Raw genomic sequence first — 24,539 nt, 5'->3', positions numbered from 1 at the left:
CGGCGGGCCTGGTCCCGGGGCGGCGGGGCGGATCGCGCGGCCAGGTCCCCGCGCGCCCGCCCAGTATGGGGCGGTGACGGCCGGTCCGGCGTGGACCGGGGGCCCGGCGTGGCGGCCGGCCGAGGAGAGGCCGCGGCCGGCGGCGCCGCTCCGCGGTGCGCTTCACCCGCGCGGGGGAGAGCTACGCCGGGGGCGCGGGCCAGATGCCGCCGAGCAGGAGCCGCAGCTGGCCGGCGAGCCGGGTGGCGTCGATCGCGTCGCCGGAGGTGAGCGCGAGGCGCGCGAAGTGCTCCGCGCAGGCGACCAGCGCGTGGGCGAGGACCTCGGGGTCCGGTGCGGGCCCTTCGGAGGGCCCTTCGGCGGCCGGGGCGGACCCGATCCACGAGGCGACCCGGCGCCGGAACCGCGCCCGGTCCGCTTCGATGCGGGCGTGGACGGCCGGGGGGGTGCTCGCCGGAGTCAGCAGGATCAGACGCCAGGTGTCCGGGTCCTCCCGCAGCATGGCGGCCATCCGGTGCACCGCCTCGCAGGCGATGTCGACCGGGTCGCGGGTGCGGCGGGTGTCGGGGACGCTCGCGAGCAGGCGCGTGAAGGCGAGTTCCTGCTGCCGGTCGAGGAGGGTGAGCAGCAGGTCGTCGAGATCGTCGAACGCCCCGTAGACCACCGAGCGCGCGACCTGCGCCCGCTTGGCGATCGCGTCGATGGAGACCCGGGCGTAGCCGTCGCTCACGATCACGGCGAGGGCCGCGTCGAGGAGTTGCTCGCGGCGTTCGGCGATCGGGACGCGCGGAGCGTAGGGGCGCCGCCTGCGCGGCCTGTCGCTTGGAGACGTCGGTGTCGACACCTTGGCATCTTACGACAGTCGTGTCTTAATTTAAGACAGTCCTGTCTTATTGGGGGAGCGGCGTACCCGCCGCCGAGAACACGAGGGAGCGGTCCGATGGCCCGACTGCACGGCGAAGAGGTCGAACCGCACGAGGACTACGGGTTCTTCGGTCCCGGATCGGTGGTCTGGAAGGTGTGGAGCTACCCGACGGCGCCCACGGTGGGCTTCCAGCGCTCCGTGGTCGTGGAGGAGCTCGACCCGCCGCTGGTGGCCGCGGTCCACGGCACCCAGGGCATCTACGACCGCACGCGCACCCGCTACGACCGCACGCTGCGCTACTTCGCGATGGTGGCCTTCGCCGGCACGGATCAGGTGTGCAAGGCGGCGGACGTCCTGGTCAAGGTCCACTCGAAGGCCATCGGTCAACTCCCCTACGGCGAGGGCACCTACGACGCCAACGACCCCGCCTCGCAGCTGTGGATACAGCTCACCGGCTGGCACTCGATCCTCTACGCCTACGAGAAGTACGGGCCCGGCAAGCTCACCGCCGAGGAGGAGAAGGAGTACTGGGAATCCTGCGCCCTCGCCGCGGAGTTCCAGACCTGCTCGCCCGACGAGGTCCCGCGCGACCGCGCTGGGATCCGGGCCTACTTCGCGCACATGCGCCCGCGGCTGGAGGCCAGCCCGATCGCCCGGCAGGCCATGAACCACCTCCTGAACACCGACCTCGTCCTCCCGCCGACCCCGTGGTGGATGAGGCCCGCGCGGCTGGCCGTGGCCAGGACGCACCGGATCGCCACCATCGCCACCATGCCGCGCTGGATGCGGGAGATGGCGCAGATCCGGCAGTCACGCCTCCTGGACGTCCTCGTCGTACCGGTCATGCGGACGTCCTTCGCGCTCGCCCACCTCAGCCCTCGTGTCGAACTGTTCCTGCTGGGGATGCTCTCCCCCTCCACGGTCAAGGTGGTGGCGCCCATCAAGCTCGGCGTGCCTCCCCGCACCAAGGAGGTCCTCACCCCCGAACAGGCCCGCACCCGCCACGGCTACGCGAAGCCCGCCGAGGCGCACGCCGAGTTCCGGGCGCGCCAGGCGGTACGCGTCTTCGGCGACGGGACGCCTCCGAGCGACCAGGGACTCATCGAATCCCAGGAGGTGCTGGGCCCGCTGGCCTGACGCGGCGGGCCCGGCCGGCAGGCTCGGAAGGGGACGGCCTGGTGCGGGAGCCGGTCTAGTGCGGGAACCGGCCGCAGAGCCAGTTGCCCGGTTCCGCCGGGTCGTCGCTCATCCAGAACTGCCGCCACAGCAGCGCGAATTCATCGCGACTGAGGTGCCCGTCGCCGTTCAGGTCGAGCAGTTCGAAGATGCCCGTCATGTCGACGGGCCGCCCGTTCCAGGTCTCGACGAGCCGGTGGTGCTCCTCCGGCGAGATCCGGCCGTCGCCGTTGGAGTCCACGGCCGCGAACACGGTGTCGGCGGTCGCGGTGACCTCCGCGACCATCGCGGGCAGCCTGTCGACGAGGGAGAGCAGCTCACCCATGTCGACCGCGCCGTCCCCGTTCGCGTCCCCCGCTTCGAGCAGCGCCGCCCACCAGCCCATCAGCAGCGTCTCCACGCGTACGCGCAGCTCCGTCCCGGGACCGACTCCCGGAAGCCGGCTCCAGCGGTCGACGAGGGCCGCGAAGTCCTCCTCGCGCAGATAACCGTCACCGTCCGCGTCGAACGCGGCGAACATCCCCCTGAGCTTCTGCTCCTGAAACGCGCTGGCCATGACGGGCCTCCCTCGTAGCGGACAGCGCGTAACTCTAGGTGGCGGCGCGTCCCCGCCTCCACGGGCACATCCGGGCGAGCGGTCACCCCTCAGTGGTGCCCGGCCTGCTCGTCGAGGGGGACGCTCAGCCCGTCGAGGGGCACGCCCAGCCCGTCGGCCAGGGCGGTCAGGGTCGCGCCCAGGGGGAGCGCGACCCGGGTGGCGGCGTCGCGGTCACCGCGGGTCGGGTCCCGGTTGACGATCAGTACGGGCTTCCCGGCGCGGGCCGCCTGGCGGACGAACCGGAGCCCGGACATCACCGTCAGCGAGGACCCCAGGACCAGCAGTGAAGTCGCCGCGTCGACCAGGTCGCGGCAGTGCCCGACCCGCTCCGGCGGGACGTTCTCGCCGAAGAACACCACATCCGGTTTGAGGATGCCGCCGCAGATCGCACAGGGCGCCGGGCGGAAGTCCGCGACCTGGTCGTCGGTGAGGTCGGCGTCACCGTCCGGGTTCAGCGCGGCGGGCGTCGGTGCGAAGCCCGCGTTCGCCTCCTCCAGCCGCCGGGCGAGCTCCCGGCGGGGGCTGAGGGTGCCGCAGGAGAGGCAGACCACCCGGCCCAGGCTTCCGTGGAGTTCCACCACCCCCTCGCTGCCGGCGGCCTGGTGCAGCCCGTCGACGTTCTGGGTGATCACGCCCGAGAGCATCCCGTGCCGCCCGAACGCCGCGACGGCACGGTGTCCGGCGTTGGGTGCGGCCTGCCCGAACGTGCGCCAGCCGAGGTGGCCGCGTGCCCAGTACCGGCGCCGGGCCCGAGCACTCGAGGTGAACTCCTGGTACGTCATGGGCGTGTGCCGGCGCAGGCTGCCGCGCTCACCCCGGTAGTCGGGGATGCCCGATTCCGTGGACATCCCGGCCCCGCTGAGCACCAGCACCCCGCCGGCCCGCAGCGCGTCGGCCACCGGCCCCGGGTCCGTGGTGCCGGGCGGCAGGTCCGCGGTCGGGGTCCAGCTCAGAGTGGGACGCGTACGCATGCCGCCAGCGTACGGAAGCTCCGGGACATCGGCACGGGACCCGTCCGAGAGTGGTTCCGCCGGCGGAGCCGCTCTCAGCCGTCGGGGGCTCGGTGGAGGACACCGCAGGCAACCGAGCCGCGGCGGGCGAACGGGGGACCGCGTGCGACGGCGGCCGGCTCGGATCGGGCCTCCCATGCCGAACTCTGGTTGCTCATAGGTCACTTGGCTCGGACTGGCCCGCCCGGCGACCTTGCCGCGCAGGAGATAACACTGTTACTTTCTCCGTACGAAGTTTCCGTACCAGCGCAGCGGGGGGTTGCCATGGACGCCATGCAGATCACGATCCTGGACGACGGGAGGGAAACGGTCGTAGTCGCGCAGGAGGGCCCGGGAGGCCGGATCCTCCTGACCCCGCAGGCCGCGGAGCAGGCCCTCGGCTGGGTCCGCAAGCCGCACGGCTGGTGCCGGGGCGACCTGTGCGTCCCCTCGTCCGCCGCCGCCCGGGCCGAACACGAGGGCCTGCTCGATCCGGTGGCGTTCGCCGGGCTCCTCGACCGCCCGGTCGCGACCGACACCGGGGTCATCGCCCTCGGAGTCTCCGCGGAGGAGCGCTCGCAGGCCCTCGCCGGGGCCACCGCCCCGGACTTCACCCTCCCCGACGTCGACGGCGTGCCGCACTCGCTGAGCGACCTGCGCGGCCGCAAGGTCGCCCTGGTCTTCTGGGGCTCCTGGTGTGGCTGCCGCTACGACCTCCCCGAGTGGGAGCGCCGTCACGCCGCTCTCGCCGAGCACGGCTTCAGCGTGCTCAGCGTCGCGGTGGACCGCCGCGCCGACGACGCCGCGCCGTGGATCGCCGAGGCCGCGGTCACCCACCCCGCACTCATCGACACGGACGGAGTCGTGTCCGACCTCTACGACGTCCTGAACGTCCCGACCGTCCTGTGGATCGACGAAGAGGGGAAGGTGGCCCGCCCCCACGACACCCAGTTCGCGACCGACCTGTTCCGCGAACTGTCGGGTCTGGACTCCGGTGCGGCGCTGGCCGCGCTGGACCGCTGGGTCCTCACGGGAGAGAGCGGACTGTCCGGCGAGGACGTCGCCCGGCACACCCGCCGCGCCACGGCCACCCAGCAGTCGGCCCGTACCGAAGCGGCCCTGGCCCTCTGGCTCCACCGGGGCGGCCGCGCGACAGAAGCCGAACGGCACTTCACGCGGGCCGAAGAGCTCGCACCGGAGGACCTCACCATCTGGCGCGGAACCATGCCCTTGCGCGGTGTAGACCCCATGGGCGACGAGTACTTCGCCAAGCGCACCGCACTCACCGAAGCAGGCATCCCGATCTACCGCCCCCTCGGCGACTGGCAGCAGGCATGAGCGGCGACCTCTACACCCGTACCCAGGCCCAAGGCCAGGAAGCGCTCCGCGCCGCCCTCCTCGACCTGGCCGCCCGGCTCCTCGCCGCGGAGGGTCCGTCCGCCCTGACGATGCGCCGCATCGCCAACGAGGCCGGCTGCTCCACCACCGTCCTCTACCGCCACTTCGGCGCGAAGGACGGGATCGCCGAGGCCCTGTACCGGGAAGGCTTCGCCCGCCTGCGCCGCAGCCTGGAAGCCGTCCCCCCGTCCGCCGACCCACCCACCCACCTGGCCGACCTGGGCCGCGCCTACCGGGCGAACGCCCTGACCGAACGCAACCTGTACCAGGTCATGTTCGCCGGCCTCATCCCCGGTTTCACCCCCACCCCCGAGGCCCGCGCGGTCGCCGCCGCCAGCCTGGAAGTCCTCCGCGAAGCCGTACGGGCCTGCGCGGCGGCCGGCGTCCTGCGCCCGGCGGTGGACGTCGACGAGGTCACGGACATCATCTGGGCGGCCGCCCACGGCTCGATCACCCTGGAACTCGCGGGCCACTTCACCGCCCAAACGGCAGAGCACCGCTACCGAACCCTCACCAGAGCCGCCGTGGCCGCATTCCTGCAGGCGCCCGGGCGGCCCTGAGCGAGCGTCATGCGCGGCTTCGCCGGGGGATCCGCCCGTGCCCGGGTCCCGGGCTTCCCCGCCCGCGTACCGTGGCGGTACGACCCACAGGGAGGAAGAGCCGATGAGCGCGCAGCCCGACCAGGTCACCGCCACGCCGTACGTCCCCGCTCCGGGAGCCCCGGCAGAACTCCTCGATCGGCTACGCACCGACCGGCGTGCCCCGCAGTGGGTGCCGGCCTTCGAGGAGGAGTGGACCGCCGCACTGGAGGAGTCCCGCCGCACGTTCTCCCTCGCCGCCCTGTACGAGACCGTCCAGGCCTGGCAGGCCCGCCTCGCCTCCGCGCCGGCGGTCGACGACTTCCTCGCCTCCGGCTGCGACGACAGCGACTTCGTGGACATGTCCGAGCCGCGGAGAAGCCGCCGGTGACCGGACAGCCGTACGCGATCCGCTTCTCCGCGCCCGCCGCCAAGGCTCTGGCCGCCCTGCCCGAGCACGCCGAGGACATGGTCTGGGACATCCTGGACGCCGCGGCGGCCGATCCCTGGGGGTTCCACCAGTGGAACCCCGCAGACCCCGAGGGCCGGGACGTACGGCTGGCGTCCGTCGGCCGGCTGTCGCTCACCTACTGGATCAACGGGCCCCTGCACCGCCTGTCCGTCCTGAACGTCCTCTGGCTCGGCTGACGGCCGGCGCGCCAGGTGCCCCTCAGACCGCCGGAGGGTTGAGGCGGGCGAAGCCCTCCTGCCGGTGGTACGGGAAGTAGGGGTAGGGGGCCGTGCGGCTGCTGGCCGCGTCGAGCTTCGCCATCTGCTCCGGGGTGAGCGCCCAGCCCACCGCGCCGAGGTTCTGGCGCAGTTGCTCCTCGTTGCGGGCGCCGATGATGACGGAGGACACGGTCGGCCGCTGGAGCAGCCACCGCAGGGCGATCTGGGGGACGGCCCTGCCGGTCTCCCCGGCGATCTCGTCCAGGGCGTCGATCACGCGGTAGAGGTACTCGTCCTCGACCGGCGGGCCGTAGTCGGCGGTGTCGTGCAGCCGGCTGCCGGCGGGCAGTGGCCGGCCCCGGCGGATCCTGCCCGTCAGCCGGCCCCAGCCGAGCGGGCTCCAGACGATCGCGCCCAGCCCCTGGTCGAGTCCGAGGGGCAGGAGCTCCCATTCGTAGTCGCGGCCGACGAGGGAGTAGTGGACCTGATGGGCGACGTAGCGCGGGCGGCCGTGCAGGTCGGCCGCGGCGAGGGACTTCATCGCCTGCCATCCGGAGAAGTTGGAGATGCCGGTGTAGCGGATCTTCCCCGCCCGGACCAGGTCGTCCAGCGTGGACAGCACCTCCTCGACGGGAGTGCCCGCGTCGAAGGCGTGCAGCTGGAAGAGGTCGATGTGGTCGGTGTCCAGGCGGCGCAGCGCGTCGTCCACGGAGGTGATCAGCCGGGACCGGGAGGTCCCCGCCCCGTCCGGGCCTTCGCCCATGGGCAGACCGGCCTTGGTGGAGATGAGCACCTGGTCCCGGCGCCCCTTGAGGGCGGCTCCCAGGACCTCCTCGGAGGCGCCCGCGGAGTAGACGTCGGCGGTGTCGAACATCGTGACCCCGGCGTCGATGCAGATGTCCACCATGCGGCGCGCCTGCTGCACTCCGGTGTCGCCCCAGGCGCCGAAGAGGGGTCCCTGCCCGCCGAAGGTGCCCGCTCCGAAGCTCAGTTCCGGGACCAGAAGCCCGGACGCACCCAGCCGCCTGTACTCCATGACGCATCCTCTCCTCACCCGCGGCTCCATCTAATGGGGCCGTGGTTCCGTTAAGATGGCCCGAGCGTAGCAAGTCCCGAGAGTTAATGGAACTGGAGTCCCGTTATGGAGTTCGCCGAAGCCGGGCCGGACAGCGCGGCCGAACCAGGGCCAGGGCCAGGGCCAGGGCCAGGGCCAGGGCCAGGGCCAGGGCCAGGATCAGAGCCAGGGTCCGTGCCGGCGTCGGGGCCGGGGAGTGCGCGGCCCGGCGGGCGGACGGCGCGGGTGCGCGAGGCAGTGCTCCGAGCCGCCGAGGACGTCCTCGCCGAACGGGGTTTTGCCCACCTGGACCTCGCCGACGTCGCGCGGCGCGCGGACGTCGGAAAGACGACCGTCTACCGCCGGTGGGGCACCGTCGCCGGCCTCATGGCCGACCTGCTGCTGGACATGGCGCAGCAGTCCCTTCCGCGGGCGCGGACGGGCTCGCTCCCCGGAGACCTGACGGCCAACGCCCGGCTGGTGTGCCGCACCCTGGCCGACCCCCGCCAGGGGGCCCTGTTCAAGGCGGTGATCGCGGCCGCCACCAGCGACCCCGAGGCGGCGCGAGCGCTGCACGGCTTCTACGCGGTGCGCGTCGAGGAGTGGGCGCCGTGCGTCCGGGAGGCCGTGGCCCGCGGCGAGGTACCCGCGGGCACCGACCCGCACGAGGTGATCCGCGCGGTGTCAGCCCCCCTCTACTACCGCCTCCTGACCACGGCCCTCCCGCTCGACGACGCCGCGGCCGACCGCTGCGCGGCCGCGGCGTCGGCGGCCGCCCGCGCGGGGGCGTACGTGCGGGAGGAGTAGTGGCTCAGGGGCGGGGGCGTCGGTGAAGGCGGGCGCCACGGCCCGGGCGGGTTATGGGTAGATTGCCGGATGCCGGGAAAGTTCTCGACATCGGCGCACCGCCGCATAGAGTCGCAGCTCAGGAAGCCGGTTCCGCAGCCGTGGGGATGAACCGCCGCCGCCGGGTCCGGCCTCCTCGAAGGGCGCCCGGTCACAATGAAGTGCTGGGCGGTGCGGTGGCCGAGAACGGAGAGGGTCTGATGAGCGGGGCCGACGAGGGACGGCAGTGGCCGGACGAGGTCAGTGTCGACAACGCGAGGACGACGCTCCTCCAGCTCCTCGCACGAGCGGGGGTCCCTGCCGGTGACGCGCTCGAACTGACCGGTCTGCTGGAGGCGGGCACGCTCGCGCTCGCGCACGGGGAACTGAGCGGCCGGGACCGGAGCGCGCCGGGGGACAAGGGCGAGCCGTACGAGTCGGGATGGCTCGACGGCGCCGGGGACCTCTTGGCCGAGCTGGGCGCCGTCACCGAGCGGACCCTGCTCCGGGTGGTGAGCCCGGAGGGGGAGGAGGAAGCGGCCGCACAGCGCCCGCGGGCCAGGCGCATGGAGGTCGAGCGGGCCCAAGTGGCGCTCACACCCCTGTACCTGTCGTTCACCGAGGTCTCGGAGCTGGATCCGGAGGCGACCGAAGAGGTGCTCACCGCCGTCCTCGCCACGATGAGCACGAGACAGCGGGCCCGGTACGCGGGGCGGCTGACGGAGTTCACCGGGACCCACCGGGCCCGGCTGGGGCGGCTGTTCGCGAGGTTCGGAGCGGGCAGCGCCATCACGGTGCACGGCCGCTTCTCGCTCGTCCACTCCGCCACGAGCATCGCCGTACTGGAGCGGCTCCTCGCCGAGCCGCAGGCGCTGCGCGAGGAGTGGGACGCGGCGGAGCTGCCGCCCGCGTGGCTGGACGGGCTGACGACGGCCTGGGACGCCTCGGCCTGAACGCCCGCCCCGCCCGATCGTTCCGCCCCGCCCCGCCCTGATCGGCTCTCTCGAGCTGCTGACCCGCTCTCCTGACCTGCTCCCTTGACCCGCCGGGGCCATTCGATCAAGATCCCCGCATGACCCTTCCCGGACTGCCGCGCGAAGACCGCGTGTTGAGCCCGTACACCGGCTACACGCGCGCGCACTGGGAGGCGGTGGCCGACGGGCTGCTGCGCGCCGCCTGGCGCTGGGCCACGCCGCACGGAGCCCTGCTCGACCTGCCGGGACCGCCGTCCGCCTCCGGGGTGCGCTCCGACGGGCTCGAAGGGTACGCGCGCACCTTCCTCGCCGCGGCGTTCCGGGTGTCCGGGGCCGGGGGCGAGGACCCGTACGGCTGGCTGGAGCGGTACGCGGACGGCCTGGCGGCGGGAACCCGCACGCCGGGCCGTGACGACGCGGAGTCCTGGCCGGTCATCCGCGACCTGCACGCGGGGGGCCAGCCGATGGTCGAGTCGGCCTCGGTGGCCCTCGGACTCCGGCTGACCCGGCCGTGGCTGTGGGACCGCCTCGACAGTGCCGTACAGGACCGGACCGAGGACTGGCTGCGCGGCGCCCTGCGCCATGTGCCCGCCCCCAACAACTGGTACCTCTTTCCGTACACCGTGGCCGGGTTCCTGGAATCCGTGGGCCGCGGCGACGCCGAGACGGCCAGGGCCCGCAGCCGGGCGCTCGACCTCCTGGAGGGCTGGTACGCGGGCCAGGGCTGGTACGCCGACGGGGAAGGCCGTGCCTTCGACCACTACAACGGCTGGGCGCTGCACCTGTATCCGGTGCTCGACCGCCACCTGGACGCCTCGCCGGACCGGGCGGACGGCGCTGCCCGGCCGGCCCCGCACGGTGACCGCCTGCACGCCCACCTGGACGGCTTCTCCCTCCTCTTCGGTGCGGACGGGGCGCCGATGCACTTCGGGCGTTCCCTCACCTACCGCTTCGCCGCCGCGTCCGCCATCGGCCTCGGAGCCGTCACCGGGCACACCCCGCTCACCCCCGGCACCTCGCGCCGCCTGATCAGCGGATCGCTGCGCTACTTCCTCGACCGGGGCGCCGTCGGCGCCGACGGCCTGCTGGGCCTCGGATGGCACGGCCCGCACGGGGCGACCCTGCAGAACTATTCCGGGCCGGCCTCGCCGTACTGGGCCTCCAAGGCCTTCGTCTGCCTGCTCGCCCCGCAGACGCACCCGTTGTGGACGGCGACGGAGGAACCCGCGCCCAGCGAGGGACCCGACCAGGTGCTCGCCCTGTCCGCGCCCGGGCTGCTGATCCAGACCACCCGCGCCGACGGGATCGTACGGCTGCACAACCACGGGAGCGACCACGTCGGGCCGGACCAGCCGGAAGCGGCCCGCGACGAGGACCCGCTCTACTCCCGCCAGGCCTACTCCACCCGCAGCGGCCCCACCGCGGGCGCCAACACCCCGGACAACCACCTCGCCGTGGCCGTGGCAGGCGTCCGCAGTGTCCGGCGGCGCATCCATCCGCTGGGCACCGGACAGGGCAACGGCTGGGGCTGGGCCGCGTCCTGGCACAGGCCGGTCTTCCCGGGAGGCGCGCCCACGGTCCCCGGCCTGCGGGTGGAGAGCGTGACCTTCGTCCGTGGCCGGCACGAACTGCGCGTGCACCGGGTGCACGGAGCTCCGTACGGAGCCCGCGTGGAACAGACGGGCTGGGCCACGGGGCCCGAGGAGCCACTGCGCTCGGAGCTCCACCCGGTGCACGGCTGGGAAGCGCGGGAGGAGGCGAGGGCGCCGGCCGGTACCGCCTTCACCAGGTGGGCGAGCGTGCCCCGCCTGACGGCCGGGGCCGAGCGCACGGGCCCGTACGCGGCGCTGGTCGCCCTCACCGGCACGGGCGAGCCGGATCCGCCGCCGATCGCCGGGGCGCTCACCCGGGTGACGGCGGACGAAGGTTCCATCGAGGTGCGTTGGGCGGACGACGGATCCCTGACCCGCATCGCCTTCGAGCCCCTCCGCGTGGAGCACCTGCCACCGGCCACCGGATAGCGGCCGCGGGCCCCGTACGTCTCCTGCCGGCTGTGTCAGTGGTCCTGGATGCGCCGGAACGGCCGGTCGGCCTCCAGCTCGAACGCGATCTCCAGCAGCTTGCGCTCACCCCCGGGACGGGCGGCGAACATGACGCCGACGGGCAGTCCGTCCGGGGTCGCGCTCGCGGCGGGCACCGAGATCGACGGAGTACCGACGACGTTGTCGACCGGCGTGAAGGCCACGTACGCGAGGATCCGCTCGATCAGCTTCGCGTAGGGAACCGTCGGGCTGAGGTGGCCGATCGGCGGCGTGGTGTGGGCGAGCACCGGCGACATCACGAGGTCGAGCCCGCGGAAGGACGCCGCGTAGGCCTCCCGCGTGCGCTTCAGCCGCCGCAGGACCCCGGGAGTGCGCCGCCAGTTCCGCAGGTACTCCTCGCGCAGGCCCTGGCTGAGGCCGTCCATGCGGTGCCGGTCGAAGTCCGCGCCGAGGGTCCGGCCCGTCACGCCGAGGAGGAAGGACAGCATCCCCCAGTACGTGAGGAAGTCGTCGGTGAAACTCGGATCCATCCCCAACTCCACCGGCTCCACGGTGTGTCCGAGCTTTCCGAGCCTCTCCACGGTCTCCGTGACCGCCGCCCGGGTGGAGGCGTCGGAGTGCACACCGTTCGGCGAGTCCAGCACGAACCCGATGCGCAGCCGGCGCGCCGAGGGGCCTTCGACCAGGCCGACGGGCGGGAGACCGGGGCTCCGCCGGTACGTTTCCGCAGCGGCGAGGAAAGCGGCGGCGTCCCGCACGGAACGGGTCACGACTCCGTCGGAGATGATGTCGAGCGGCAGTTGGCGACCCAGGGCACTGGGCACGACGCGGCCACGGGACGGCTTGAGGCCGACGAGTCCACAGCAGGCCGCGGGTATGCGGATCGAGCCGCCGCCGTCATTGGCGTGCGCGATCGGCACGGCGCCGGCGGCGACCAGCGCCGCGCTGCCGCCCGACGAACCGCCCGCCGAGTAGTCCGTGTGCCAGGGGTTGCGCACCGGCTCCGCGCCGTCGTACTCGGTGGTCGGGCTGAACCCGAACTCGGGCAGCCGGGTCTTGCCCAGCACCGTGACGCCGCTGCTCAGGAGCTGCCGGGTGAACGGCGCGTGCCGCCGGGCGGCCCGCGGCCGGAAGGCGGCGCTGCCGTGGCCCGTGGGCAGCCCCCGGAAGTCGGTGTTGTCCTTGACGAAGGTCGGCACCCCGGCGAAGGCGCCGCCCGCCCCGGCGGCGTGCGCGGTGCCCTCGACGTGCACCTGGACCGCGCCGAGCCGTACGTCGACCGCCCGCACCCGCTCCACGGCGTCCCGGGCGGCCTCCGCGGGGGAGACCTCGCCCCGCCGGATCGCCGCGGCGAGACCGACGGCGTCGTGCTCTCCCAGCGCGTCGTCCCGGAACGCGTGTACGAGGGTCCGTTCGTCGAAAGTCGTCACCGCTGCCTCAGCCTCCGCCGTGTGGATGGTCGCCCGCCATCATTGCCTACCGGCAGGTAACACGCGAGGATTTCGGCGGCCGTTCGCTGCCGCCCCTCCCTCGGCAGGGCCTCCGGACGGTTTGCTCAGAAGTCGGACAGGAGACCATCTCGCCGGTCGCCGGCCGGACCGGCGTCGGACGGAGCGGCGGGAAGATGCCCGTCAGGGGCACCCGGTCGATCGAGTGCTGTTCGATGCCCGCAGGAGATGCGGAGTCGTGCATGGGTGAGTCAACCGGGTCCATTTGGGCTCCTGTACGCGGGGGCTTGCATGAATCCGTCGGCGTGCCTGGCGTTCCAGGGGCGATCGGGTGCGCTCACAGGAGGGACTGACGAAAATGTCAGTCAATGCTTGGAGCGGGCTGATCTGACGAGCACTTCGAGGAGGGCGGGTGGGGCTGATGCCGGAGGGCGAGGTGGGGCGGGCGTCGGGCGGGGTGGGGCGGGCGTCGGCACACCGGCGGGCGTGCGGCGCGGCGTCATTTATGCTTCAAGGCGGCCGCGGGGTGGTGGCTCGTCGCTGTCCGCGACACCCAGGGGGCCGGTCGGTCCGGCCCGTCGGGGAGGGATTCCTGCGTCCGGGGCTTCGGCCCGGACAGGGACCGCATGACGCTGATCATGAAGATCACGACGATCATGGGGAATCGAGCGACCGCCGACCCGCGTCTCAGTGGGGTGGGGCGCCCGGCCCGCGCGCCCGCGAACAGAAGACCCCCAGGGAGAAGTGAGGTATGTCAGTGATCTGCGTCGGAGGCATGATCGGAATCGGCAAGACGAGTGTCGCCGAGCTGCTCGCCAAGGAGCTGGGCAGCGAAGTCTTCTACGAGAGCGTGGAAGACAATCCGATCCTCCCGCTCTTCTACACGGCGAGCCCCGAGGAGATCCAGGCGAAGCGCTACCCCTTCCTCCTGCAGCTCTACTTCCTCCAGACGCGGTTCGCCGCGATCAAGGAGGCGTACAAGCAGGGCGACAACGTCCTGGACCGGTCCATCTACGAGGACTGGTACTTCGCCAAGGTCAATCACGACCTCGGCCGGATCAGCTCCCTCGAGATGCGCGTGTACGAGGGACTGCTGGGCGAGATGATGCGCGAGATCGACGGCCTCCCGTACCGCAAGGCACCCGACCTCATGGTCTACCTCAAGGCGGACTTCGAGACGGTCCTGCACCGCATCGGCCTGCGCGGTCGCGATTTCGAGCAGGACGAGAGCCTCGTCGAGTACTACCGGACGCTGTGGTCCGGCTATGACGACTGGGTGCACAAGCACTACTCGGCCAGCGAGGTGCTCGTCATCGACATGAATCACACGGACGTGGTGCACAACCCCGAGGACGCGGCCCGCGTGGTGCGCGAGGTCAAGGAAGCCCTGGCCACGAGCCGGCTCCGGGCCTGAGGGCGGGACACCGGCGCCGGTGTTCGCACCCTTCCGGGTGCGCGGGGTCCGCAGGTCCTCCGCCCCCGGAAGGCTCGCCACGGAGCTCGCGCGTTCGGAGTGCCGGGCTTACGGTCGTCGTCATGGATACGACGGGCATACTCGACGAAGCGCTCCAGCGATTGCACGGTTCGGGCCCCGAGCGGCTCGGACGGCTGACCAACCACGCGCCGATGGCCGTCGAGGCCCTTTCCGCTCGCGGGCAGGCAGGCACGGTGCACCGCTGGCTCGATCTCTACGCCCGCAAACTGGAAGAGTTCCCGTCGCGCGTCGAGCCGGTCACGGCCACCAACTGGCGTGCCGCGCTCGGTGACCCGCGCCGCGCCGCCGACTGGATCGACCACTTCGAGCGCGAGATCGCCGACCGGCCCTGGCGCGATGTGCTGGCGCAGTGGTGGCCCCGGCTCCTCCCCGGCATGTACGGCGGCTCGACGCATCCGCTGATCCGGGTGGGCCACGCCGTGCGCACGCTCCTGGCCGGCGAAGGCACCGCACCACGCCTGGCCGAACTCGCCCACGGCCTCGGCTACTGGGCCGCCCGCCACCACCCCATCGCGGACCTCGCCCCACTACCGGGCACCGGCACCGGCGGCGCGGACGCAGCCCTCGACGCGGTACCACCCCTCACCGAACGGCACGGCACCTTCCCCGACCGCCTCGGCCGCGTCGCGAGCCTGCCGGTGTGGGCGGCCGCGGCCGCGGTCGCCGACCCCGACGAGGCGCGCCTGCGCCTCGTCGAGCTGGTGCGGGCCGCGACCCACCGCTACGCCACCCACGGCCACGGCGAGGAAATCCTGCTGGTCCACGCCGCCACGGCCCCCAACGCGGTCCTGCGCACCCTCCCCGCCCTCCCGCCCGCCCTGTGGGCGCCCAGTCTGCGAGCGGCCTGGACGGCCTCCGCGGCCGTGACCGCGATGTACGCCCCCGACACCCCGGTCGTCTACACCCCGCCGGGCACCTTCACCGCGGACGAGGTCTTCGAGCGGGCCCGGGCGCACGGAGACGAACACGTCATCAAACTGACCGACACGGCACTCGACGTCGGCGACGGGGCGGCCCTCGCGGCGGCGCTGCGCTCCGTAGAGCTGAACGAACCGCTGCGTTAGCCGGCCGCCACCGCGGACGCGTCAGCGGGGACGTGCATTCATCGCGGGACGGCGCCGGCTGCGGGCTCCGGACGGATCGGGTTGCTCCAGGCCCGGCCGCCGGCCGCATCCTCGACCGTGACCCGGAAGAAGCCGCCCCGGAACATCGCCAGCGGCAGGGTGCACTCGGTCAGGGCCTCGCCCTGGACGACCTGCGCCCCGGGTGCGCCTCCGGTGATCAGGATTTTGCGGGCAGGGGAACAGCGGACGGTGACGTGTTCGCCGGTCAGGCTGACATCGACCAGCTCGGGGCCGGTGGAGGAGTAGTGGTGCCCGGCCTTGAGCGCGGCCAGAAGCAGGTCCGGGTCGAGGGACTCGGCACGGACCTGGACCCAGGCGGAACGGCCCGGAGGGTCCTGAGGCTGGAGGTGTGCGTCGTCGGCCGCGTAGGCGTTCAGGCGGTGGCCACGGTTGAGGAGGACGTCGGTCAGGTGCCAGCTGTCTCCTCTGTCCTCACGCGCGGCGAGCGCGTTGTACACCTCGACCGCGTGCGCGGCGTCCAGGCTCTCGGCGTCCGCGATGCTCAGCAGGGAAGCGGCCGGGTGGGCCATGCCCACGAACGCGCCGGCGGCGCGTGCCCTGCGGGCCAGCCGGGGCCCGGTCTCCTTGGGCCCGGGCGGTGGGAACCCCAGGGGGAGCCCGACGGCGACGATGTGCCAGGACGAGCCGGTTTCGGTGCGGGGCGCGTGCAGCTCGGCTCCGAGCAGTGTGGTGAAGTCCTCCGTGCGCAGCGGGGTGGTGTCCGTCAGCGGGAAGCCGTACTCGGGGCGGAAGTGGTCGGTGACGGCCAAGAAGTCGTATCCGGCGTCCCGGTAGTACTGCGCCGTGGCCGCCGGGGACAGGGCGCCGTCGGAGCGGTCGGAGTGGGTGTGCAGGTTCCCACGCCAGAAGCGGCCGGGTCGGTCGAAGGGCAGGCTGTGCATCCAAATCCTCCTGGGAGCTGATCCGAGCTGATCCGAGCTGATCCGAGCTGATCCGAGCTGATCCGTGCGGAACCATGCGGAACCGAGCCGATCCGAGATCGTCCTACGTCCGTCGTCCTCGTGCGCGAGCGGCGACTGCGGAGCCGAGACAGGGGCGGATCCCCCCGGGGGCCGAGCAGACGCGGCGTACGGACCGTGTGAGCGCACGTACACTCGGCCCATGAGCCGCACACGACGCGTCACGGGGGAGTGCCTGCCGCAGGCCGCCCCCGGCGTGCGTGCGGCCACCTCGGGCCGGACGGGCATCACCCTCCGGACCGCCGCCGACGGCAAGGCCCCCACGGTCGGCCGCGGCGTCCTGCACGGCCACGGCTAGCGCCTTCCCATCGCGCCCGGGCCCTACCCCTCGCGCCGCACCATCCTCAGCGACGGGCCCTGCCCCGGCAGCCCGGCCCGGCCGACGCGTCGGGCCCGGCCCCGTCGCCTCCAGGGCGACGCATCGCCCTCTCCGTCCCCACCACCGCAGGTCCGACGCTCCGTCGGCTCTGCCGCCAGGCTAGGGCCGTGCGCCGGGCCGTAGTCGCCTCCGAAGGGACCACCGTGAAGTTGAGCGGGTTGCTGACCGGCCATGAACACCACGTCATCCAGGGCGACACCGAGTCGACGGGGATCACGGCGGGCACCACCTTCGACGTCGACCGGGTGGTGCCGGGCTCCCTCTTCATCGCGGTGCCCGGCCATCGGGGTGGCGGCCCCGAATCCATCGGTGCGGCGCTCGCGCGCGGGGCGGTGGGCGTGCTCGTCGACGAGGCGGGAGCCGCCGCCGTGCCCCCCGGGCGGGAGCTGCTGCCGGCGGTGTGCCTCGTACGGGTCTGCGACACCCGCAAAGCGGCCGCCGTGGTCTCCTCCCGCTACTTCGGCGAGCCGGGCCGGCACATGGACATGGTCGCGGTCACCGGGACCAACGGGAAGACCTCCATCTCCTACATGGTCGAGTCGCTCCTCAAGATCTCCGAGGGTGCATCGGTGGGAGTGATCGGGACGGCGGGCAGCCGGATCGGCGACGAGGTGATCCCGATGCCTCCCTCGGTGCTGACCACACCGGAATCGCCCGACCTGCAGTACCTCCTGGGCCGCATGCGGGACCAGGGCACCGGCAGCGTGGTGCTGGAGGCCACCTCGATGGCCCTGCAGACGTACCGGATGGACCGGACGTTCGTCGACGTCGGCGTCTTCACCAACCTGACCCAGGACCACCTCGACGACCACGGAACGATGGCCCACTACACGGACGCCAAGATGCGGCTGTTCCAGGGACTGTGCCGGCACGCGGTGGTCAACGTGGACGATGCCGTGGGAGCGAGGATCCGCGCGCTGATGCCCGGCGCCGTGACGACGTACGGCCTCGACGCGGAGGCCGACTTCCGGGCCACGGACCTGATCGCGGACGCCTCCGGCACGCGGTTCACGCTGCACCACGCCGGCGGTGAGTACAAGGCCGTGATGCCGGTCCCGGGCCGGTTCTCCGTGTCCAACGCGCTGGCGGCCCTGGCCGCCTGCCGGGTACTGGGGCACGACCTGGAGGGACTGGTCGCCGCGCTCGCCCAGATGCCGCCCGTACCGGGCCGGTTCGAGCGCTTCGTCACCCCGGCCGGCACCTCGGTGATCGTGGACTACGCGCACTCGCCCGACTCCCTCGACAAGGTCCTCACCGCCATCAGGGGCTTTGCCCAGGGCCGCGTCATCACGGTCTTCGGCTGCGGCGGTGACCGCGACACCACCAAGCGCGCCGAGATGGGCCGCATCGCCGGCACCCACTCCGACCTGTGCGTCCTGACCTCGGACAACCCCCGCACCGAGGACCCCGAGGCGATCCTGGACCAGATCGCACCCGGCATCGAGAGCACCGGGACACCGTACGAGCGCTCCGCCGACCGGCGCCGAGCCATCGCCTTCGCGCTGTCCGCCGCCCGGCCCGAAGACATCGTCCTGATCGCGGGAAAGGGCAGCGAACCGCACCAGATCGTGGGCGAAACCCTGCTCCCCTTCAGCGACATGGCGACCGTACGCGACCTCGCCTCCAGCCTGCTGGTTCACCGGCGCGGATCCGGGACCGGCTGACCTCCGTCCGCAGGTGATCGGCGTGCCTGCGGACCGACCGGCGACCGGGGGGGGGGCGACCAGGACGCCCGAAGAGGAGCCGCTTCCTTCGCAAGCGCAAGCGCAGACGCAGTTTCGCCGAGCCGTCGACGTCGTCGTAGATGATGAGGACCCGGGACACCTGGTCGGGGTCGTGTTCCGTGATCCGTCCTCCGGCATGCCGGAGGCGGAGCCTCGCACGACCGCAGGCCTCGCCGGGGACGATCCGCGCCTCCACCACGCGCCGCCGGTCCCAGGCCCAGTACGCGAGCTCCACGAGCAAGTGGGCCACAGCCGCACCGGCCACCCACCCGACAGCGGGTTCTCCCGACAGGGCCAGGCCGGACAAGCCGAGACAGCCGGCCGACACTGCCATGCGCCGCAGCCGTGGAACAGTCCGTGTGCTCCGGTCCGACGCGTCCCAGAGCAGATCCTCGCCGACTGCCATCTCGCCATCATGGGCCCCGGTCGTCCTCCTGAGCAGCCCCGGCCGGGGTTCCCGGGCGCGCCCTCAGCGCGCGGGGCGGTCGTACTCCCGCCGTGGGCAGGCAGGTTCGGCGTCGCGCCGACAGCGCGGAGCGCATCATCGCCGGACGCCCTCGCCGCACCACGCCACAACCCGCCTATTGGTCCAGACCTATTGACCGGCCGTGCCGTTCCTCCTACGATCCGGTCCGGCACAGCCCCACCTGTCCCCACCTCACCCACCAGCCGGGCGTCACGCCCCCACGCGTCGGTCATGCCCATGACGCTCGGCGGGAATGGAGCGCACCATGTTCCGTCGGAGATCACGTACTCCGCGCCTGACGGCCGGCACCGACCCTTCCGGGAACCGGGCCGGCCGCGCCAAGCACGGACCGACCGTCCTGAACCGCTCCCTCGCAGGGGTGAGCGCCGCCGCCGTCATCGGTGCCGGCCTCGCCGTGGCAGGCACCGTCAGTGCCGGAGCCGTCGCGGCCGGGGCCGAGGCGGCCCCCAACCTGGTGGTCAACCCCGGATTCGAGAACGGGCTCTCCTCGTGGACCTGTTCCGGAGGCTCCGGTGTCGTCGTCGGCAGTCCGGTCCGGGCCGGCGCCTCCGCGCTCAAGGCCACGCCGAGCGGCCAGGACAACGCCCAGTGCGTCCAGACCGTCAGCGTGCAGCCCAACTCCCAGTACACGCTGAGCGCTTACGTCCAGGGCAGCTACGTCTACCTGGGCGCCACCGGCACCGGGATCACCGGCACACCGTCCACCTGGACGCCGACCAGCCCTTCGTACGGCCAGCTCAGCGTGGGCTTCACCACGGGGCCGAGCACCACCTCGGTGACGGTCTACCTGCACGGCTGGTACGGGCAGCCCTCGTACTACGCGGACGACGTGTCGCTCACCGGCCCCGGCGGCAGCAGCCCCACACCGACCACCGCGCCCCCGACCACGACCCCGCCGACCACCCCGCCGCCGACGACCGCGCCCCCGACCACGGCGCCCCCGACCACCGCACCCCCGACGACCGCCCCGCCCGGCGAGACCTGCCCCACGAAGCCCAAGCCGGCGGGCAAGGTCCTGCAGGGCTACTGGGAGAACTGGGACGGTGCCGCGAACGGCGTCCACCCCGGCATGGGCTGGGTCCCCATCACGGACAGCCGGATCGCCGCGCACGGCTACAACGTCATCAACGCCGCCTTCCCGGTGATCCTCTCGGACGGCACCGTCCAGTGGCAGGACGGCATGGACGCCGGCGTCAAGGTCGCGACCCCCGCCGAGATGTGCCAGGCCAAGGCGGCCGGAGCGACGATCCTGATGTCGATAGGCGGCGCCACCGCAGGCATTGACCTGAGCTCGAGCACGGTCGCCGACAAGTTCGTGGCGACCGTCGTCCCGATCCTGAAGAAGTACAACTTCGACGGGATCGACATCGACATCGAGACCGGCCTGACCGGAAGCGGCAACATCAACACGCTGTCCGCCTCCCAGGCCAACCTGGTGCGCATCATCGACGGAGTCCTGGCCCAGATGCCCGCGGGCTTCGGCCTGACGATGGCTCCCGAAACCGCGTACGTCACCGGAGGAAGCGTCACCTACGGGTCGATCTGGGGCTCCTACCTGCCGATCATCAAGAAGTACGCGGACAACGGCCGGCTGTGGTGGCTGAACATGCAGTACTACAACGGCAGCATGTACGGCTGCTCCGGTGACTCCTACCAGGCCGGCACCGTCCAGGGCTTCACCGCCCAGACCACCTGCCTGAACAACGGCCTGACCATCCAGGGCACCACCATCAAGGTGCCGTACGACAAGCAGGTGCCCGGCCTGCCGGCCCAGCCCGGCGCGGGCGGCGGCTACATGACGCCGAGCCTGGTCAGCCAGTCGTGGAACGCCTTCGGTGGTTCGCTGAAGGGTCTCATGACGTGGTCGGTCAACTGGGACGGCTCGAAGGGCTGGAGCTTCGGTGACAACGTCAAGTCCTTCCAAGGCCGTTGATCACACGGCCTGACCTTCGCAGGGGGATGCGGGAATGACCGGGCAGGGCCCCGGGGGGAGCGCTCGGCGCCCCCGGGGCCCTGCTGTTCCGCAAGGGCTCAGGAGGCGGAGCGCAGGCGGGTGGCCGCGGATTCCGCTTCCCGTACGACGCGGTCGGCGTCGACGTCGACGAGACGGCCGTCGAGTTTGAGGGGACGGCCGTCGACGAAGACCGCGCGGACGTTCTCCGGGCGGCCGTTGAAGACGATCTGGTTGATCCAGTCGAATCGCGGCGCGAAGTTGAGGGCGGCGGGGTTGATCACGATGACGTCGGCGCGTTTGCCGGGGTTCAGGGATCCCACCGTGTCCGCCATGCCGATCGCCTCGGCGCCGCCGAGCGTGGCGAGGCGCAGGACGTCGTGCACCTGGGGGAACACCGAGGGATCCAGCGAGCGGGCGCGTTGGAGCCCGATGGCCGTCTTCATGAGGGCGAAGAAGTCCGAGGAGTCGTTGGTCCCGCCGTCCTGGCCGAGCCCGGACTTGACGCCGCGTCGGCCGAGGTCGGGCAGCCGCATGATCCCCGAGGCGAGGCGCATGTTGCTGAGCGGACAGTGCGCGACCCGTACGTCGTGCGCGGCGACCGCGGCGATCTCTTCGTCGGTGAGGTGGATCGCGTGGTTCATGAGCAGCCGCGGACCCAGCGCGCCGATGTCCGTGAGGGTGCCGATCGGGTCGTCCGCGTGCTGCTCGGAACGTTCCAGGACGTGGCTGTTGAGCATGACCCCGAGATCGCGGGCGATCTCCCAGTGCAGCTGGTTGAGGCCCCTGATGGCCCGTGCCGCGTGGGTGGCGACCTGTGCCGAGGCGAGGGGGAGCGGGTCGATGAGCTCCTTCTTCGTCCGGGTGATCAGCGAGGCGTCCCGCTCGGCCTGGAACATCGCGTAGGCGAAGCGCACGCCCGTGCCGGCCAGGGCCCGCACGTACTGGACCGTCGTGTCGTACGGGAGCGCGTCCACCCAGTCCACGAGCGTGGTCACGCCGGACTGCACGGAATCGAGGGCGCCGAGCCGGACGAAGCGGTACATGTCCGCGGGCGTGATCCGGGAGAACGTCGCCCGGTTGCAGTCGGCCAGCCATCCGAAGAGGTCGCGGTCCGCGCAGCCGCCCCGCATCGAGGACTGCCACAGGTGGGTGTGCACGTCGACGAACCCCGGCATCACCAGCTGACCGGCGGTATCGATCACCTGTGTGCCGGGCGGTGTGGGCAACCGTTTCCCCACGGCCGCGATGACACCGTCCCGCATGAGGACGTCCGCGTCCGGGACCGTCCCCAGGGGGCCGTCGCCGAGAGCCGGGTCCATGGTCAGCGCGAGTGCGGCGTTCCTGAGCACGACGGTCCGGCCCGGGGGTGTTCCCCCTTGCGGCCGGCTCCTCCCCGCGCCCAGGGCGAGCGGAGCGGCCGCGGCCAGGGCGAGGCCGCCCAGGAGGCGGCGACGGCTGGGCGCCGCTGCCTGCGGCGAAGGCGCACGTACTTCCGGTAAGGAGGTTGAGACGGGTTCGGGACACTCGCTGATCGGGTTCATGGCGTGTGGCCTCCCAACGAAACGAGGGCGGGATCGGCCTTGCCCCTGCTGACGGATGGTCAGATGAGCGGGGCGGGCTACCTGAATCGTCCATCGGGACGACGTCTTTCCGATAGAGGCGCGTCAACATTCTGTAGAAGTTGCATCTGCGACCCATCCCCGAGACCTCGGCCCGCCGCCGATCGCCACCACTCCAGCCGTCGGTGACTTGTCGATTATCGATATGGTCCGCTAGTCTCTGGCATATCGAAAATCGATAGGGGGGAACGCGGTGAACACGCGATTCACGAAGATCCTGGCCACACTCACCTTTGGGCTGGCCATTCTCTGGGGGCTCACTTTCATCGGCACGGCCGTCTTGCACCTGACCGACGACGGGGCGGTCTGCGTACAAACCGGCTTCTGGGCCAACGCCACACTCGAGGGCGGCCTGCCGGTCGGCCAAGGTGTGGACGCCTCCAGCAGCGCCGCGCGGCTCTGCCAGAACAGCCCCTCCGCGGCGCAGCGCGCCGCCGACCTCGGAAGCCGACTGCCCTGGATGCTGTTCGCCTCCTTCGCTCTGCTGCTCTTCTCCCGACTGCTGGATGCCGTGGTGTCCCAAGGGCCGTTCACCAACAAGGTGGCGCGACGGCTCACCGTTCTCGGCTGGTCCGTCACCGTGGGCACACCGCTGACGGGCTTCGTCGTAGGCTGGTCGGAGTCCTGGCTCGTCGACAGCATGGTGCCCATGGGAGGCTCCGGCCTGACGGTCTCCGATCCGCAGGTGCTCATCCTCCCCGGCATCGCCGCCGTTATCTTGGGGAAGATCATGCGTGAGGGCGTGCGTATGCGAGAGGACCTCGAAGGGACCATCTGATGCCCGAAGAGGAAATCCACGCGATCCGGATCCACCTCGACCGGGTCCTCGCCGAGCGGGGCATGACGCTCACCGAACTGTCCGCGCTCGTGGGCATCACCGTCGTCAACCTGTCCGTGCTCAAGAACGGACGGGCCAAGGCCATCCGCTTCTCCACCCTGTCCAGGATCTGCGACGTCCTCCAGTGCCAGCCGGGAGACCTGATCACCCACGACCCGGCCGAGCCGGCCTAGGTCGTGGGCGGTGACGTAGTGCGTGATCAGGGACGGAGAGGCACGAGCGATTCCGGGCCCGCCCGGAATCCGTACCTCTCCGTTCCCTTCCGGAGCCTCATCCGCAGGACACAGCTCGCACTCGTGGACGCCGAGGCGGACTCCGCGCCGCATCGGACACGACCGGCTGACGGAGGCGTTGATGGTGGAGCAGCGTCTACCGTCTACCGTCTGCTGTCGGCCCGACGGTTCGGGGTCACGTCAGGTGCCGGCCGAAGAACCGGACCCCGTCCTCCACCTCGAACCACGGGGTGCCGACGTGCCCGCCCGGATTGGCGTGCAGCGTCTTCTCCTTGCTGCCGAAGGAGTCGAACAGGTCCAGGGCCCGCTGCCGGGGGTTCCCCTCGTCGTCCCACTGCAGCAGCAACAGCAGCGGAACGGTGACTTGCCGGGCCTCCTCGCGCTGGGCGCGAGGCACGAAACCCCCGGCGAAGAAACCGGCGGCCGCGATGCGCGGCTCGACCACCGCAAGCCGGATGCCGACGGCGGTCCACCCCGAGTACCCGACCGGGCCGCCGATCTCGGGCAGCGCAAGGAGGGCGTCCAGAGTGGTCCGCCACTCCGGGACCGCCCTTTCGACCAGCGAGCCCACCAGGGTCTCGAAGATCTCGTCGACCGGCAGACCGGCCTGCATCGCCCGTCGGAGTTCGTCGCGAGCCTGCTCGTCGGCGGCGGAACGGGGCCGGTCACCACACCCGGCGGCATCGATGGTGGCCACGGCGTAGCCGGACGCCGCGGAGTGCCGGGCCCGGGCCACCAGGCGCGGCTGGCTCTTGGGCAGCCCGTTGTTGTGGGCCATCAGGATCAGCGGGGCCGGTGCGGCGGATTCGGGCGTCCACAGAGTGCCCGGGATCTCGCCGAGGGTGAATTCGCGCTCGAGAACGCCGTTGTCGAGACGCTGTTCGGAAGTGAAGTGCACGGTCGTGCCTTTCGGGAGTGCTCAGAGTGGCGCTCCCGGACGACCTATCGCCCGACCGTGACCCCGGAGGAGAGCACCCATGTCGATACTGCGTTCACGGGTACCACCTCCTCGTTCTCTCGCACGGCCTCCGGGAGGCTAGCAGCGGTCGCCCCGGCCCGCCAAAGCCTTTTCGCAGTGGCGCCATGGCCG

At 72.1% G+C, this 24,539-nt stretch carries 23 protein-coding genes; 15 read left to right on the top strand and 8 right to left on the bottom strand.

What is annotated here, in order from left to right; genetic code table 11:
• Positions 1-181: 181 nt before the first annotated feature.
• Positions 182-844, bottom strand: a complete 663-nt coding sequence (locus ACFYM0_RS04115; RefSeq protein ID WP_388496281.1) for a TetR/AcrR family transcriptional regulator — start codon at positions 842-844, stop codon at positions 182-184.
• A 96-nt stretch (positions 845-940) separates the two neighbouring features.
• On the opposite strand from ACFYM0_RS04115, the gene ACFYM0_RS04110 reads away from it, so the two are divergent.
• Positions 941-2,002 (top strand): oxygenase MpaB family protein, encoded by a 1,062-nt coding sequence (locus ACFYM0_RS04110; protein ID WP_388496280.1) that lies wholly within the window; start codon positions 941-943, stop codon positions 2,000-2,002.
• A gap of 55 nt (positions 2,003-2,057) precedes the next feature.
• Here the strand turns inward: ACFYM0_RS04110 and ACFYM0_RS04105 are convergent, their stop codons facing one another.
• Together ACFYM0_RS04105 and ACFYM0_RS04100 are read right to left on the bottom strand one after the other, a co-directional pair.
• A complete protein-coding gene (locus ACFYM0_RS04105; protein ID WP_388496278.1) occupies positions 2,058-2,597 on the bottom strand; it encodes an EF-hand domain-containing protein in 540 nt (179 codons plus the stop codon).
• 89 nt (positions 2,598-2,686) lie between these two features.
• The gene (locus ACFYM0_RS04100) at positions 2,687-3,610 is read right to left on the bottom strand and encodes an NAD-dependent protein deacetylase (RefSeq protein ID WP_388496276.1); all 924 of its coding nucleotides are present in this window, start codon (positions 3,608-3,610) and stop codon (positions 2,687-2,689) included.
• A 303-nt stretch (positions 3,611-3,913) separates the two neighbouring features.
• Here ACFYM0_RS04100 and ACFYM0_RS04095 point away from each other — a divergent pair, with 303 nt between their 5' ends.
• The 4 genes from ACFYM0_RS04095 to ACFYM0_RS04080 all read left to right on the top strand — a co-directional run bounded on the left by ACFYM0_RS04095 (position 3,914) and on the right by ACFYM0_RS04080 (position 6,252).
• Positions 3,914-4,966 carry a redoxin domain-containing protein gene (locus tag ACFYM0_RS04095; RefSeq protein WP_388496274.1) on the top strand — a complete coding sequence of 351 codons (1,053 nt, stop codon included), beginning with the start codon at positions 3,914-3,916 and terminating at the stop codon, positions 4,964-4,966.
• Positions 4,963-5,586, top strand: a complete 624-nt coding sequence (locus ACFYM0_RS04090; RefSeq protein WP_388496272.1) for a TetR/AcrR family transcriptional regulator — start codon at positions 4,963-4,965, stop codon at positions 5,584-5,586. The genes ACFYM0_RS04095 and ACFYM0_RS04090 overlap by 4 nt, the downstream gene beginning before the upstream one ends.
• Positions 5,587-5,689: 103 nt before the next feature.
• Positions 5,690-5,995, top strand: coding sequence for a DUF6247 family protein (locus ACFYM0_RS04085; protein ID WP_388496270.1), 306 nt, complete (start codon positions 5,690-5,692; stop codon positions 5,993-5,995).
• Positions 5,992-6,252, top strand: coding sequence for a hypothetical protein (locus ACFYM0_RS04080; RefSeq protein ID WP_388496269.1), 261 nt, complete (start codon positions 5,992-5,994; stop codon positions 6,250-6,252). Before ACFYM0_RS04085 ends, ACFYM0_RS04080 begins: the two co-directional genes overlap by 4 nt.
• A gap of 22 nt (positions 6,253-6,274) precedes the next feature.
• On the opposite strand, the gene ACFYM0_RS04075 is transcribed toward ACFYM0_RS04080, so the two are convergent.
• Positions 6,275-7,309: an aldo/keto reductase gene (locus tag ACFYM0_RS04075; RefSeq protein ID WP_388496267.1), complete on the bottom strand. Its 1,035-nt coding sequence runs from the start codon at positions 7,307-7,309 to the stop codon at positions 6,275-6,277.
• A gap of 105 nt (positions 7,310-7,414) precedes the next feature.
• Here ACFYM0_RS04075 and ACFYM0_RS04070 point away from each other — a divergent pair, with 105 nt between their 5' ends.
• From ACFYM0_RS04070 to ACFYM0_RS04060, 3 genes are all read left to right on the top strand, one after another.
• Positions 7,415-8,134, top strand: coding sequence for a TetR/AcrR family transcriptional regulator (locus ACFYM0_RS04070; protein WP_388496265.1), 720 nt, complete (start codon positions 7,415-7,417; stop codon positions 8,132-8,134).
• Between the two features lie 239 nt (positions 8,135-8,373).
• Positions 8,374-9,105, top strand: coding sequence for a hypothetical protein (locus ACFYM0_RS04065; protein ID WP_388496263.1), 732 nt, complete (start codon positions 8,374-8,376; stop codon positions 9,103-9,105).
• Between the two features lie 119 nt (positions 9,106-9,224).
• Positions 9,225-11,147, top strand: a complete 1,923-nt coding sequence (locus ACFYM0_RS04060; protein ID WP_388496262.1) for a DUF2264 domain-containing protein — start codon at positions 9,225-9,227, stop codon at positions 11,145-11,147.
• A gap of 35 nt (positions 11,148-11,182) precedes the next feature.
• On the opposite strand, the gene ACFYM0_RS04055 is transcribed toward ACFYM0_RS04060, so the two are convergent.
• Positions 11,183-12,598 carry an amidase gene (locus tag ACFYM0_RS04055; RefSeq protein ID WP_388496260.1) on the bottom strand — a complete coding sequence of 472 codons (1,416 nt, stop codon included), beginning with the start codon at positions 12,596-12,598 and terminating at the stop codon, positions 11,183-11,185.
• Between the two features lie 769 nt (positions 12,599-13,367).
• Here ACFYM0_RS04055 and ACFYM0_RS04050 point away from each other — a divergent pair.
• Together ACFYM0_RS04050 and ACFYM0_RS04045 are read left to right on the top strand one after the other, a co-directional pair.
• Positions 13,368-14,030, top strand: a complete 663-nt coding sequence (locus ACFYM0_RS04050) for a deoxynucleoside kinase (RefSeq protein ID WP_388496258.1) — start codon at positions 13,368-13,370, stop codon at positions 14,028-14,030.
• Between the two features lie 122 nt (positions 14,031-14,152).
• On the top strand, positions 14,153-15,175 hold the full coding sequence (locus ACFYM0_RS04045) for a questin oxidase family protein (RefSeq protein ID WP_388496256.1): 1,023 nt from the start codon (positions 14,153-14,155) through the stop codon (positions 15,173-15,175).
• Between the two features lie 38 nt (positions 15,176-15,213).
• Here the strand turns inward: ACFYM0_RS04045 and ACFYM0_RS04040 are convergent, their stop codons facing one another.
• On the bottom strand, positions 15,214-16,137 hold the full coding sequence (locus ACFYM0_RS04040) for a PHP domain-containing protein (protein WP_388496254.1): 924 nt from the start codon (positions 16,135-16,137) through the stop codon (positions 15,214-15,216).
• A 220-nt stretch (positions 16,138-16,357) separates the two neighbouring features.
• Between ACFYM0_RS04040 and ACFYM0_RS04035 the strand changes: the two genes are divergently transcribed.
• The 3 genes from ACFYM0_RS04035 to ACFYM0_RS04025 all read left to right on the top strand — a co-directional run bounded on the left by ACFYM0_RS04035 (position 16,358) and on the right by ACFYM0_RS04025 (position 20,738).
• Positions 16,358-16,513: a hypothetical protein gene (locus ACFYM0_RS04035; protein WP_388496252.1), complete on the top strand. Its 156-nt coding sequence runs from the start codon at positions 16,358-16,360 to the stop codon at positions 16,511-16,513.
• Between the two features lie 224 nt (positions 16,514-16,737).
• Positions 16,738-18,258, top strand: coding sequence for a UDP-N-acetylmuramoyl-L-alanyl-D-glutamate--2,6-diaminopimelate ligase (locus ACFYM0_RS04030; RefSeq protein WP_388496737.1), 1,521 nt, complete (start codon positions 16,738-16,740; stop codon positions 18,256-18,258).
• Positions 18,259-19,049: 791 nt separating this feature from the next.
• On the top strand, positions 19,050-20,738 hold the full coding sequence (locus tag ACFYM0_RS04025; RefSeq protein ID WP_388496251.1) for a carbohydrate binding domain-containing protein: 1,689 nt from the start codon (positions 19,050-19,052) through the stop codon (positions 20,736-20,738).
• Between the two features lie 98 nt (positions 20,739-20,836).
• Here ACFYM0_RS04025 and ACFYM0_RS04020 read toward each other — a convergent pair whose 3' ends face one another.
• A complete protein-coding gene (locus tag ACFYM0_RS04020; RefSeq protein ID WP_388496249.1) occupies positions 20,837-22,108 on the bottom strand; it encodes an amidohydrolase family protein in 1,272 nt (423 codons plus the stop codon).
• A gap of 463 nt (positions 22,109-22,571) precedes the next feature.
• On the opposite strand from ACFYM0_RS04020, the gene ACFYM0_RS04015 reads away from it, so the two are divergent.
• Together ACFYM0_RS04015 and ACFYM0_RS04010 are read left to right on the top strand one after the other, a co-directional pair.
• Positions 22,572-23,156: a DUF2975 domain-containing protein gene (locus ACFYM0_RS04015; protein ID WP_388496247.1), complete on the top strand. Its 585-nt coding sequence runs from the start codon at positions 22,572-22,574 to the stop codon at positions 23,154-23,156.
• Positions 23,156-23,389 carry a helix-turn-helix domain-containing protein gene (locus tag ACFYM0_RS04010; protein WP_388496245.1) on the top strand — a complete coding sequence of 78 codons (234 nt, stop codon included), beginning with the start codon at positions 23,156-23,158 and terminating at the stop codon, positions 23,387-23,389. The genes ACFYM0_RS04015 and ACFYM0_RS04010 overlap by 1 nt, the downstream gene beginning before the upstream one ends.
• A 235-nt stretch (positions 23,390-23,624) precedes the next feature.
• Here the strand turns inward: ACFYM0_RS04010 and ACFYM0_RS04005 are convergent, their stop codons facing one another.
• Positions 23,625-24,347: an alpha/beta hydrolase gene (locus tag ACFYM0_RS04005; RefSeq protein WP_388496243.1), complete on the bottom strand. Its 723-nt coding sequence runs from the start codon at positions 24,345-24,347 to the stop codon at positions 23,625-23,627.
• Positions 24,348-24,539 lie beyond the last annotated feature (192 nt).

This window comes from Streptomyces sp. NPDC006487, assembly GCF_042870555.1.
GTDB lineage: Bacteria > Actinomycetota > Actinomycetes > Streptomycetales > Streptomycetaceae > Streptomyces.
This window is presented reverse-complemented; position numbering and strand designations above follow the sequence as displayed.